This is a genomic window from Leucobacter tardus, assembly GCF_017583045.1.
Taxonomy (GTDB): domain Bacteria; phylum Actinomycetota; class Actinomycetes; order Actinomycetales; family Microbacteriaceae; genus Leucobacter; species Leucobacter tardus.
This window is the reverse complement of record NZ_JAGFBF010000001.1, coordinates 547,949-559,467: the sequence shown is the minus strand read 5'-3', so window position 1 is coordinate 559,467 and position 11,519 is coordinate 547,949. Positions and strand designations below refer to the sequence as shown.

The 11,519-nt window shown below is 69.3% G+C and carries 11 protein-coding genes and 1 riboswitch; of the genes, 5 read left to right on the top strand and 6 right to left on the bottom strand.

The features are described from left to right. Positions 1-82 precede the first annotated feature (82 nt). Together J4H85_RS02650 and J4H85_RS02645 are read right to left on the bottom strand one after the other, a co-directional pair. The gene (locus J4H85_RS02650) at positions 83-1,093 is read right to left on the bottom strand and encodes an ABC transporter substrate-binding protein (protein WP_208236630.1); all 1,011 of its coding nucleotides are present in this window, start codon (positions 1,091-1,093) and stop codon (positions 83-85) included. Between the two features lie 276 nt (positions 1,094-1,369). Then, positions 1,370-2,236 carry a serine hydrolase domain-containing protein gene (locus J4H85_RS02645; protein WP_208236628.1) on the bottom strand — a complete coding sequence of 289 codons (867 nt, stop codon included), beginning with the start codon at positions 2,234-2,236 and terminating at the stop codon, positions 1,370-1,372. Between the two features lie 101 nt (positions 2,237-2,337). On the opposite strand from J4H85_RS02645, the gene J4H85_RS02640 reads away from it, so the two are divergent. Continuing rightward, positions 2,338-2,787, top strand: coding sequence for an SIP domain-containing protein (locus J4H85_RS02640; protein WP_208236626.1), 450 nt, complete (start codon positions 2,338-2,340; stop codon positions 2,785-2,787). 63 nt (positions 2,788-2,850) lie between these two features. Here J4H85_RS02640 and J4H85_RS02635 read toward each other — a convergent pair whose 3' ends face one another. Continuing rightward, positions 2,851-3,411, bottom strand: coding sequence for a YbhB/YbcL family Raf kinase inhibitor-like protein (locus tag J4H85_RS02635; protein ID WP_208236624.1), 561 nt, complete (start codon positions 3,409-3,411; stop codon positions 2,851-2,853). Positions 3,412-3,559: 148 nt separating this feature from the next. On the opposite strand from J4H85_RS02635, the gene J4H85_RS02630 reads away from it, so the two are divergent. The 4 genes from J4H85_RS02630 to J4H85_RS02615 all read left to right on the top strand — a co-directional run bounded on the left by J4H85_RS02630 (position 3,560) and on the right by J4H85_RS02615 (position 7,888). Beyond that, a complete protein-coding gene (locus tag J4H85_RS02630; protein WP_208236622.1) occupies positions 3,560-4,348 on the top strand; it encodes a FadR/GntR family transcriptional regulator in 789 nt (262 codons plus the stop codon). A gap of 31 nt (positions 4,349-4,379) precedes the next feature. Next, positions 4,380-5,366 carry a tRNA uridine(34) hydroxylase gene (locus J4H85_RS02625; RefSeq protein ID WP_208236620.1) on the top strand — a complete coding sequence of 329 codons (987 nt, stop codon included), beginning with the start codon at positions 4,380-4,382 and terminating at the stop codon, positions 5,364-5,366. Between the two features lie 7 nt (positions 5,367-5,373). Beyond that, positions 5,374-5,467, top strand: a riboswitch (TPP riboswitch). Beyond that, positions 5,458-6,999, top strand: coding sequence for a bifunctional hydroxymethylpyrimidine kinase/phosphomethylpyrimidine kinase (locus tag J4H85_RS02620; RefSeq protein ID WP_243893302.1), 1,542 nt, complete (start codon positions 5,458-5,460; stop codon positions 6,997-6,999). Its footprint overlaps the riboswitch before it by 10 nt. A 79-nt stretch (positions 7,000-7,078) precedes the next feature. Beyond that, a complete protein-coding gene (locus J4H85_RS02615; RefSeq protein WP_208236618.1) occupies positions 7,079-7,888 on the top strand; it encodes a carbon-nitrogen hydrolase family protein in 810 nt (269 codons plus the stop codon). Positions 7,889-7,915: 27 nt separating this feature from the next. Here J4H85_RS02615 and J4H85_RS02610 read toward each other — a convergent pair whose 3' ends face one another. The 3 genes from J4H85_RS02610 to J4H85_RS02600 are packed head-to-tail and all read right to left on the bottom strand — an operon-like array spanning position 7,916 to position 11,519. Further along, entirely contained in the window at positions 7,916-9,919 is a 2,004-nt protein-coding gene (locus J4H85_RS02610) for a M13 family metallopeptidase (RefSeq protein ID WP_208236616.1), read from the bottom strand. Between the two features lie 9 nt (positions 9,920-9,928). Continuing rightward, positions 9,929-10,909, bottom strand: a complete 981-nt coding sequence (locus tag J4H85_RS02605) for a lysylphosphatidylglycerol synthase domain-containing protein (RefSeq protein ID WP_208236614.1) — start codon at positions 10,907-10,909, stop codon at positions 9,929-9,931. Further along, positions 10,902-11,519: a CDP-alcohol phosphatidyltransferase family protein gene (locus tag J4H85_RS02600; RefSeq protein ID WP_208236607.1), complete on the bottom strand. Its 618-nt coding sequence runs from the start codon at positions 11,517-11,519 to the stop codon at positions 10,902-10,904. Before J4H85_RS02600 ends, J4H85_RS02605 begins: the two co-directional genes overlap by 8 nt.

Below are 11,519 nucleotides of genomic sequence, written 5' to 3'. Positions count from 1 at the left end.
GTCGCTCGGCCACCGGTTCCCCGACTCCGTACGTGACGGCGCCGGGGACCGGCCGAGTAGTTCGATGAGCGTCGTCGAGTGGTTACTCGACGACGTCTGCACCCTCCATGACGGAGTCGGGGATCTCGACACCCATGCGCTCCGCTGCGGCGGGGTTCACGGTGTTCGCGAGCGTCGCGGCCATCTCGACGGGGGTCGACGCAGGGTCGCCGCCCTCGAGGATCGCGATCGCCATCTCGCCGGTCTGCTTGCCGAGCGCCTCGTAGTCGATGCCCATGGTGGCGATGGCGCCGCCCTCGACGGTGCCGGCCTCGGCGGCGATCACGGGGATCTGCTTCTGCTCGGCGACCTGCACGAGCGCCGCGATACCGTTGACGACCATGTTGTCGGTCGGCACGTAGATGGCGTCGACGTCGCCGAGCGCCTCGGTGGCCTGAGCGATGTCGTTCGCGGTGGTGACGGTCTGGGTCACGACCTCGAGATCGCGATCCGCCGCGACCTCGGTCGCCTGCTCGACCTGCACCTCGGAGTTGACCTCACCCGAGGCGTACACGATGCCGACCTTCTTCGCGTCGGGCACCATCTCGGTGATGAGGTCGAACTGGCCTTCCAGCGCCTCCGGCGGCACGGCGTCGCTGGTGCCGGTGATGTTGCCGCCCGGCTCCTCGTTGGAGTCGACGAGATCGGCCTCGACGGCGTCGGTCACCGCGGTGAACAGCACGGGGTAGGTCGAGACCGAGCTCGCGAGCGCCTGGGCGGCGGGCGTCGCGATCGCGAGGGCCAGATCGAGATCTTCGTTCGCGAACGACTCGGCGATGGTGACCGCGGTCGCCTGCTCGCCCTGAGCGTTCTGCTCGTCGAACTCGACCTCGAGACCGGCCTCCTCGAACGCGGCCTTGAATCCCTCGGACGCCGCGTCGAGCGCGGGATGCGGGGCGAACTGGCTGATACCGATGCGGTAGCTGTCGCCGTCGCCGCCAGCCTCTGCGTCGCCGGCATCGTTGCCGCTGGCGCAGGAGGAGAGGGTGAGGGCCGCGGCCGCGGAGAGGCCGACGAGCGCGAACGCGCGGCGTCGGAACGAGGTCTGTCGCATGGAGGTGTCCTTTGAACCATAGGGGTCACCGCGGCGAGTACCACGGTGTACGAATCGAACGCGTCGTGAAACGGCGTCACTCAGCATCGTAGACGCGTCAAGCCTACCGGCGATGCGGCCCCCGCGTTTCGTGATCGAACGGTTGCGGATCGGTACCCTGCACGCCGGAAACAGCCCCGTAAGCCGAACGATTGTCGCGTCGAGAGCACGTTTGCGGACGGATCGTTCGGCCCAGACCCAGCGACAGGTCGCGGGCATTCACTCGCTGCGTCCGCTTCACCCGCGCTCGATCGTCTCCACGATGAACTCGGCGATCGCGTCGGCACCGAAGTGGTCGTGCGCGGTCATCGTCACGACGGTCTCGCCCGAGAAGATGACGAGCTGGCCGTGCGCACCATGGAGTCTCCACGCTCCACCCGGCCCGCCCCAACCGGCGAGCGCGTAGCGGTCGTACGACGGATGCTCTCCAGCCCTGACCCAGTCGGAGTGCATCGCATCGATCGACTCAGCCGTGACGAGTCGCCGGCCGTTCCAGACGCCTCGGTCACGGATGAGCCCGCCGATGTTCGCGAGCTCGGCGGTGCGCAGGAACAGCCCTTCGCCGGCGAGGATCCACCCGTTCGGGCACCGACCCCAGGCCACCCGCTCGATGCCGAGCGGCGAGAACAGACGGGGTTCGAGGTAGGCGACCGGGTCGCCGACCCGAGCCGCCAGTACGCGCATGGCGGTGTACGTGCTCGCGTTCGAATACTGAAAGACTCTGCCGCGAGCAGATCGCCCGAGGAACTCGTTCGCGAGATCGGGCCAATCGGTCATCAGGGTCTCCGACCACGGCAGGTCGATCCCGCTGCTCATCGAGAGCAGGTGCCTGAGGGTGACCTGCTCGGCGCCGGCGCCCGGGCGCACCCCGGGCAGAGCGCTCACCACCGGCTCGTCGAGCGAGACGCGCTCCTCATCGGCGGCGATGCCCACCGCCAGCACGCACACCGCTTTGGCGGCCGAGTGGATGTCTGCACGCACATCGGGGGTCCATCGGTGCTCGGCCGTGGTATCGCCGACCCGGACGTGCAGTCCGTCGGCACCGAACTCCGTGTCCCGAACGCGCGCGACGATCCGGTCCGTCAGGGTGTGCGCAGGCATCATTCGTGACAGTCTCTCGCACCGGCGGGCGGCGATCGTCCATGCTTCCTGAATGTTCGCTGATTTTTCGTCGGACGTAGGTAAGGCTTGCCTATTATGGAGATGTGGCATTCAGCGAGCACTCGACCGGCATCTCGACCTTCGGCACCCCGGAGACCGTCGATTGTATCCTCGCTGCGGGAGACGCCAGCGATCTGGATGATATCCGCGCGTGGTGCGCCGAGCTCCCCGCGAACAGCTACGGAACGATCTTTATCGAGGTCTTCGCCCCCATGCAGATCGAGACCATCGAAACGCCCCGCCGCGTGAGCGTCACCTGGATCTGCCGCGAAGGTCTCGCCGGTTCGTCACGACCCGGGATCGGGATGCCCCGCGGGCAAGCACTCGCCACTGCGGTCGACGCCTGGCTCGACGAGTGGGTGCGCGCCGAACCCGAGTCGGGTCAGCACTGCATGATCTGGACCGGCGCACGCTCCAGCTCCGTCATGCAGAGCTTCTGGATGCGCGTCGAGCGCGAGCTCACCGAAGCCTGGTCGGGGCACGAGCACGCCTGACCGACGGTCGGTCAGCGGTGACCATGGCCGCCGCGACCGGTGCCGCGCCGGCGGCGCTCGGACCTAGCCCGCAGCGTCGAATGCGCCCGTCGCGACGATCACGGCGCGACCGATCACCGCGTCGCGCATCGTGAACCCGAGCACCGCGGGTGTCGACTGCGGCTCCACATCGACGTGCGCCACATTCAGGGCGTGCACGACGAACCAGTAGTGGTGCACGCCCGTGCCCTCGGGCGGAGCCGCGCCCGTGAACGCGGGTTCGCGCAGTTCGTTCGGCAACGTGAGCGCACCCTCGGGCAGTTGACCCTCCGCTCCCGAAGATCCGGCTCCCGAAGGGAGGGATGTCACCTCGGCCGGGATGTTCGCGACGGCCCAGTGCCAGAACCCCGACCCCGTCGGCGCGTCGGGGTCGAAACAGGTCACCGCGAAACTGCGCGTCTCGCTCGGAAACCCCGACCACGAAAGCTGGGGCGACCGGTTCTGCCCTCCAGCACCGGAGGCGTACACCTCTGCGGGCAAGGGCTCGCCGTCCTCGATGTCGGCGCTCGTCAGTGCGAAGCTCGGCGCGTCGGGTACCGCGGCGAACGGATCGATCGGTCCGTGGGCTGGGTGGTCGTGCGTCATCGCTGCTCCCTCTGTCGTGGCGTCCCCCCAGCCTAGGGACCGGGATCGGACACCACCAGAGCGGCACCTTCGGCTGTTCGACCGCCCAGCCGCCGCGTCGGAGGCTCGACCTATACTGGTGCTTCAGCGACGAGCAGGGGAGACGTTGATGGCCATCACGACGGGATCTGAGCGGGCGCGCGCCACTCTGGCGTTCCTCCGACGGAAGATCACCACAGGCGAATGGGCCGTCGGCGAACGCATTCCGATCGAGCCCGAGCTCTCGGAGCAGACCGGGGTCGGTCGATCGACGGTCCGCGAGGCGGTCCGGTCGCTCGCGAGCATCGGCATGCTCGAAACGCTCCCGGGTCGCGGCACGTTCGTGCGCTCGGCGGCACCGACGAGCACGCTGCTCAACGAGTACCTCGCCGATTTCACGCTCGAGGAGATCCTGAGCTACCGCCGCGCTCTCGAGGTCGAGGCTGCGCAGCAGGCGGCCCTGCACCGCACCGACGACGACATCGCCGCGCTCGAGCAAGCCGCGGCGACCGAGATGGGGTGCACCCGCTGCCCCGTGCTCGGCCTCGTGAACGAGGACGCCGACTCGGCGTTCAGCAGCCGATTCCACCGACTGATCTTCGACGCGGCGAAGAACCGGTTGCTCGCCTCCTTGTACTCCGGTATCAACGATCAGCTGCGCGCCCCCGAGCACCGCGGACGCCTCGCGAACGTCGCGACGGGTGCCGAGATGGAGCGGGATCACGCCCGCATTCTCGCCGCCATCAAGAGCGGCGACTTCATCGATGCCGTCCACGCGATGGTGAACCACGTCGACCACGACGTCGTCATCGTGACCGCTCAGCACGAGGTGGTGCCCCCGCTCGCGCGCACCCCGGAGCAGCAGCAGCGCATCGCGAACGCCTCCGAGCACACCGCGAGCGCGCTCAGCGAAGCCTGAACGCCCGATCGCGCTCGCGTACGATTGACGGGTGAGCGAGTCGAAGATCCTGCTGTACTACGTGTTCGCGCCGGTCTCGGACCCGGAGGCGGTGCGCCTGTGGCAGCGCGAACTCTGCGAGTCGCTCGGCTTGCGCGGCCGCATCATCGTCTCGCCGCACGGCATCAACGGCACGGTGGGCGGCGAACTCGACGCCTGCAAGACCTACGCGAAACGAACGCGCGAGTACGCCCCGTTCGCGGGCATCGAGTTCAAATGGAGCGACGGCACCGGATTCGTGGCCGACACCGCCGAACCGCTCCACGGCGTGGACCGACGGGCACCGTGGCGGCGTTCACGGGACTTCCCGAAGCTCAGTGTCAAGGTGCGCGACGAACTCGTCGCGTTCGGTCTCGCCGATGAGACCCGGGTGGACGCGAACGGCGTCGTCGGCGGCGGCACGCACCTCAGTCCGCAGGCGGTGAACGAGCTCGTTGCCGAGCGCGGCGACGACGTCGTGTTCTTCGACGGGCGCAACGCCTACGAGGCCGCGATCGGGCGATTCGACAACGCCGTGGTCCCGTCCGTCACGAGCACGCACGGGTTCATCGAGGAGATCGACAGCGGCGCGTTCGACGACCTCAAAGGACGCCCGATCGTGACCTACTGCACCGGAGGGATCCGCTGCGAGATCCTCTCGGCGGCCATGGTCGAGCGCGGCTTCACCGAGGTGTACCAGCTCGACGGCGGGATCGTCCGCTACGGCGAAGCGTTCGGCAATGACGGGCTCTGGCGCGGTTCGCTGGCGGTGTTCGACGGTCGCGAGACCGTGGAGTTCGGCGGCGAGGCCGGTGAGCCGCCCGAGGTGGTCGGGCGATGCGCGGTCTGCGGATCCGGATCGAACACCCTGGTGAACTGCGCCGATCCGTCGTGCCGTGCGCGGTTCGTCGCGTGCCCCGACCACGCCGATGAACGCTGCACGGTGCACGACGGAGCCGCCGACGCACGGCCGGAGGCGGCAACGGACGCTCTGCGTTAGACTCGCTCCCAACGACACGGGGTGCCGCACCAGCGGCTGAGATCACACCCGTCGAACCTGATCTCGTTGAGACGAGCGGAGGGATGTCGCGATGAGCGAACCAGTTATCGAAATCGTCAACGTGCTCTCGATCGCGGGGGCCGACCCCACGGGAGGGGCCGGAATCCAGGCCGATCTGAAGGCCATCGCCGCGAACGGCGGCTACGGCATGGCCGCGGTGACCGCTCTGGTCGCGCAGAACACGTGCGGGGTGCGCGACGTGCACGTGCCACCCACGGACTTCTTGGCAGCGCAACTCGCCGCCGTCTCCGACGATGTACGGATCGACGCGGTGAAGGTCGGCATGCTCGGCACCCCGGAGGTGATCACGACCGTCGCCGAGTGGCTCGAGCGCACCCGTCCGCCGGTCGTGGTGATCGATCCGGTCATGGTCGCGGCGAGCGGTGACCGACTGCTCGGCGCCGAGGCCGAAGCGGCGCTGCAGCGGATCCTTCCACTGGCCGACCTCATCACGCCGAACCTCCCCGAACTCGCGGTCATCGCCGGTGCACCCGTCGCCGAGACCTGGGATGCGATGCTGGAGCAGGCCGGAGCGGTCGCCGCGCAGCACGGCGTCCGGGTGCTCGCCAAGGGCGGCCACCTGGCCGGGCCGTCGTCGCCCGATGCACTGGTCGATCCCTCGGGCGGCGTCGTCGCGTTCGCGGGCGCACGCATCGCGACCGGCAACAGTCACGGCACCGGGTGCTCCCTCTCCTCTGCCGTCGCAACGCGGATCGCGCGCGGCGCAGACTGGGCCACCGGAGTCGGCGCGGCACGCGCCTGGTTGCGTGAGAGCCTGCAGGCTTCAGACGCGCTCGACGTCGGACAGGGCAGCGGCCCGCTGCACCACTTCGCCGGCCTGTGGTCTCGGGGCGCCGTCGATGGCGCCGGAGGCACGGCGTCCGACATTCGCGCCGAGTGGTGGGACGGCATCGCGGAGGTGCGCGCCGCGACCGATGCGCTCCCGTTCATCACCCGGCTCGCCGACGGATCGCTGCCGCGGGAGGCATTCCTGGCCTATGTCGCTCAGGATTCGCTCTACCTCGGCGAATACGCCCGGGTGCTCGCCCGGCTGTCGACGCTGGCACCGGACCCTGCCGCGCAGCGGTTCTGGCTGCACGCGGCCCAGGGCGCGCTCATCGGCGAACTCGAGCTGCACCGCGACCGCCTGGACGGGGCGCCGATCGGCGCGCCCTCCCCGACGACGACGGGGTACACGAACCACCTCGTCGCGTCGTGCAGCGACGAGTACGCCGTCGCCGCGGCCGCCGCGCTCCCCTGCTTCTGGATGTACAGCGATATCGGCACGCGGCTCTTCCGCGGCGAACTCGGGGAGCGCGCGTGCGACCCCGAGCACCCGTACGCCGAGTGGATCGCCGCCTACGACGATGCGGCATTCGCCGCCGACACCGAGTCCGCGATCGCGCTCGTCACCGAGTTGGCCGCCGCGGCCCGACCGGATCTCCGCGAACGGATGTGGGGGGCCTTCCGGATCTCGGCCGAGTGGGAGCACGACTTCTTCAGGCAGACCGCGGTCGACGGAGCGGGGTCTGCACGGAGCGCCGACCGGGAGCATCTCGTTCCGGTGTCGTGAGAGTGTGCGGTCGCGGCCCCGTCTCGAGATAATCAAGGAGGATACGCATGCAGCCCGTCGACCGAGAGGACCACTCGCTATGACCGACCTCACCATCTCCGTCGCGCAGTTCGCCGCGGGCACCGATGTCGACGAGAACCTCGTCGCATGTCAGGAACTCATCGCGCGCGCTGCGGCGACCAGCCGGCTGGTGGTGCTGCCGGAGTACTCGATGTACGCGGACTTCGGCAAGACGCAGCCGGATCGCAGCCACGCCGAAGCCCTCGACGGCCCGTTCGTCACCGCGCTGCGCGAGACCGCTCGTGCGCACGGGATCGCCGTCGTCGTCGGCATCAACGAAACGGATGCCGGTGACGAGCGAGTGTCCAACACGCTCGTCCACCTGTCTGCATCGGGCGAGCTGGCCGGCGTCTATCGCAAGATTCACCTGTACGACGCGTTCGGGTTCCGGGAGTCCGACACGGTGATTCCGGCGCAGATCGACTCACCGCTCGTCTTCGAACTGGAGGGCGTGCGCATCGGCGCCGCGACCTGCTACGACCTGCGCTTCCCCGAGATGAGTCGGTGGCTCGTCGATCAGGGGGCCGACGTGATTCTGCTCCCGGCTGCATGGATGGCCGGTCCGCTCAAGGAGCAGCAGTGGGACACGCTCCTCCGCGCGCGGGCCATCGAGAACACGGTGTACGTCGCCGCGTGCGGTCAGACGGGGCCGCGGTGCGCCGGTCAGAGCATGATCGTCGACCCGATGGGCGTGACGGTCGCATCCGCGGGCGAACGCGAGATGACGATCGCCTCCGCCACGATCGACGCGCAGCGCATCGCCGACGTGCGCGAGATCAATCCGAGCCTGCAGAACCGACGCTTCACGGTCGCGCCGCGCACCGCCTAGCCGACGGCACGTGCGCGGCCCGGGCGATCACCAGATCGAGACGCGCTCCTCCGGGTCCATCCAGAGGTCGTCACCGGGCTGCGTGCCGTAGGTCTCGTGGAACGCATCGAGGTTGCGCACGATCTGATTGCAGCGGAACTCGTTCGGCGAGTGCGGATCGATCGTCAGGAGTCGCACCGTCTCGGCGGGCCGTGAAGCCTGCTGCCAGGCCTGAGCCCACGAGAGGAAGAAGCGCTCGGCACCGCTCAGCCCGTCGATGACCGGGGCCTCCTCGCCGTGCAGCGAACGCTGATAAGCCCGCCACGCGATCGCCATCCCGCCCAGGTCGCCGATGTTCTCGCCGATCGTGAGCTCGCCGTTCACCGTCTGACCCTCCGCGCCCTCGGGAGAAAGCGCGTTGTACTGATCGATGAGCGATGCGGTGCGCTGCTCGAACGCGGCGCGATCCTCTGCGGTCCACCAGTCGGTGAGCTTGCCATCGCCGTCGTAGCGCGACCCCTGGTCGTCGAACCCGTGTCCGATCTCGTGCCCGATGACCGCACCGATCGCCCCGTAGTTCGCGGCCATGTCGGCGTGCTTGTCGAAGAACGGCGGCTGCAGGATGCCCGCGGGGAACACGATCTCGTTGAATCCGGGGTTGTAGTAGGCGTTCACCGTCTGCGGCGTCATGAACCACTCGTCGCGGTCGATCGGCCTGCCGACCTTCTCGAGTTCGCGGCGCAACTCGAACTCGGCGACCCGGGCCGAGTTGCCGAGCAGGTCACCCGCATCGACCTGCAGGTCGGCGTAGTCGCGCCACTTCACCGGGTAGCCGATCTTCGGCACGAACTTCTCGAGTTTCTCGAGCGCGCGCTGCTTCGTCGCATCGCCCATCCAGTCGAGCTGGCCGATGGACTCGCGGTACGCGGCGATCAGGTACTCGACGAGCTCGTCCATCGTGGCCTTCGCCGTCTCATCGAAGTGGCGCTCGACGTAGAGCCGACCCACGGCCTCGCCCATCGATCCCTCGACGAAGGAGACGCCGCGCCGCCAGCGGGCGCGCTGCTCGGTCGCGCCGGTCAGCGCGGTGCCGTAGAAATCGAAGTTCGCGCGCGAGATCTCTTGCGAGAGGAGCGCCGCGGCACCGCGGACGATCTGCCAGATCAGCCACGCCTTCCAGGCCTCCAGCTCATCTGCGACGAGGAGCGACGCGAGACCGGTGAGCGCGTCTGGCTGACCGGCGACGACCTCGGCGAACGCCTGCTCGGACGCCCCGAGCGCGGTCAGATAGCGACGCCAGTCGAGGCTCGGCGTGAGCTCTTGGAGCTCGGCGAACGTGCGCAGGTTGTAGAGCTTCTGAATATCGCGGCTCGCCACCTTGTCCCAGTGGTGCCCCGCGATGCGGCGTTCGAGGTCGTAGGCGAGCTCTGCCAGGCGATCCGGATCACCGGCGCCCGACGCGCTCAACCCGGTGTCGGCCGCGACGAGCTGCAGCATGCGCGCGATGTGCGCGCGGTACTGCTCGCGCACCTCGGCGAACTGGTCTTCACGGAAGTAGGACTCGTCGGGCAGACCGATTCCGCCCTGCATGACGAAGACGATGTAGCGACTCGGATCGCCCGGGTCGTTATCGACCCCCATGCCGAAGAACCCGCCGAGCCCGTCGCGCTCGAGTTCGGCGACGAGAGTCACGAACTCATCGATCGAGCTGACGGCGAGCGCGCGCGCCACGTCGTCCGCGATCGGGCGTGCGCCGAGCGCGTCGATTCGCTCCGTGTCCATGAAGCTCGCATAGAGCGCGGCCACCTTGTCGGCCTCGGTCTCGGCGCCGGCGCCGGCCGCAGGGGCCTCGGTGCCGGTGATGATGTCGCGGACCGCCTCCTCCGCGTTCTCGGCGAGCACCGCGAAGGACCCGTAGCGCGCCTTGTCGGCCGGAATCTTCGTGCGCGCCATCCACTTGCCGTTCACGTGCCTGAACAGGTCGTCTTGCGGGCGCACTGCCGCGTCGAGTTCGGAGCTGTCGATACCTGAGGTGGGCGCTGCTGAGCTCATGCGAACACCCTACCGGGAGCCCCTGACCTGCACCCCTGCACGTCGCCTGACGCGCGCGACGCGTGCAGCCCGCAGCCGTGGTGCGGTGCGCAGCGCCAGCACTACCGCACCGGGCAGAGTCGACGCGAGCGCGACGACACCGTATCCGATCGACACCGAGACGCCGAGCCCTGCGTCGAGCCCGAACAGCGCGAATGCCCCTCCGGCCGCCGCCTCGCGCGTCCCCCAGCCGCCGACACCGACCGGGATGGACATGCCGGCGAGCGCGATCGCGGCGAGCGCCGGAGCATGGACGGCCGGCACCGATGGAGCGAGTGCGCCGATGAGCACGACGAAGAGTCCGGTGAACGACGCCCAGCCGAGAACGGACAGCGCGACCACCGCCAGCACGCGGCGACCGGGAAGCAGCCGCACCCACCGCCAGGCGACGGCGATCGCGACGACAGCGATGGCGAGGCACACCCCGGCGACCAGCGGGGATCTCGCGACCAGTGCGATCGCTGCAGCCACGAAGACGACTGCCGTGCCGGCGAGGCGTTCGGCGACGACCGCGGCGAAGCCGCGGCCGAGTGCACGCTTGCCGGTCTCGACCCGTGCGTCGCTGCTGTCATCCGCCGCGCGCAGCGCGTCCCCGGCGAGTCCTCCGGGGAGCACACTGTTCAGGAACGCGGCCTGCCAGCAGCGCGCCACCGCGGATCCGACGGACACCCGGATGCGCTGCTCGTGCGCGACGAGTCGCCAGCGCAGTGCCTGGGCCACGACGCCGAGCCCGCCGAGCGCGATCCCGACGATCCATACCCAGAGGGGAAGAGTGGTGATCGCGTGCACGAACGGCGCTGCTCCCCACCGCGTCACGATGAGCGCCAGCAATCCGACGGTCACCGCGACCTGCGCGGCACCGATCAGGAGCAACCGCAGCCGGGATCCCCTCCGCTCGATCGCATCGACGGCGACATCGAAAGACGGGCCCGACCGGACCGCGTCACGCATACTCGTGCTCGGATCGCTCGAGTCGCTCGATGTCGCGCGCGAACGACCAGATGAGCAGCACGAGCGCGAGCGCCGCGCACGCGATCGCCACGGGCACCGGGGTCGGAGGCAGCAGGACGGCGAGCAGCACCACTCCCTGGGTCGCGGCGATCACCCTCCGCGTCTGGCTGAACGGCAGGTCGCCGCGCAGCCGGGGTCGGATCCATCCGGCGACCACGAAGACGTAGCGCAGGAGCCCGATCGCGATCACCCACCATCCGACGGTCAGTGCGGCGAGGACCGAGAGCACGAGCAGCAGGACCGCATCTGCTTCCATATCGAATCGCGCACCGGATGCGGTCGAGGTTCCGGTGCGACGGGCGACCTGCCCGTCGACGGCGTCGAGCAGCAGGGCCGCGCCCGTCAGGGTCGCGACGGTCCAGGTGCGCTCGGGGAGCGCGCCGTCGAACACGAACACGGCGGCCGCGCAGATCACCCCGGTCAGCAGCACGCGGCCGAACGTGACCGTGTCTGCGAGGGTCACGGGAGCGGTGCGCCGTATCAAAGCGATCACGACTCCGGTCGGCCAGATCACTCCGAGGAGTACGGCGGCGAGGGTGATTCCATCCAC

Excerpts from the sequence above, each read along its gene's own strand:
- J4H85_RS02635 (WP_208236624.1), bottom strand. The coding sequence starts at position 3,411 with ATGACGCACGACCACCCAGCCCACGGACCGATCGATCCGTTCGCCGCG.
- J4H85_RS02610 (WP_208236616.1), bottom strand. The coding sequence starts at position 9,919 with ATGAGCTCAGCAGCGCCCACCTCAGGTATCGACAGCTCCGAACTCGAC.
- J4H85_RS02615 (WP_208236618.1), top strand. The coding sequence starts at position 7,079 with ATGACCGACCTCACCATCTCCGTCGCGCAGTTCGCCGCGGGCACCGAT.
- J4H85_RS02645 (WP_208236628.1), bottom strand. The coding sequence starts at position 2,236 with ATGATGCCTGCGCACACCCTGACGGACCGGATCGTCGCGCGCGTTCGG.
- J4H85_RS02650 (WP_208236630.1), bottom strand. The coding sequence starts at position 1,093 with ATGCGACAGACCTCGTTCCGACGCCGCGCGTTCGCGCTCGTCGGCCTC.
- J4H85_RS02605 (WP_208236614.1), bottom strand. The coding sequence starts at position 10,909 with ATGCGTGACGCGGTCCGGTCGGGCCCGTCTTTCGATGTCGCCGTCGAT.
- J4H85_RS02630 (WP_208236622.1), top strand. The coding sequence starts at position 3,560 with ATGGCCATCACGACGGGATCTGAGCGGGCGCGCGCCACTCTGGCGTTC.
- J4H85_RS02620 (WP_243893302.1), top strand. The coding sequence starts at position 5,458 with ATGAGCGAACCAGTTATCGAAATCGTCAACGTGCTCTCGATCGCGGGG.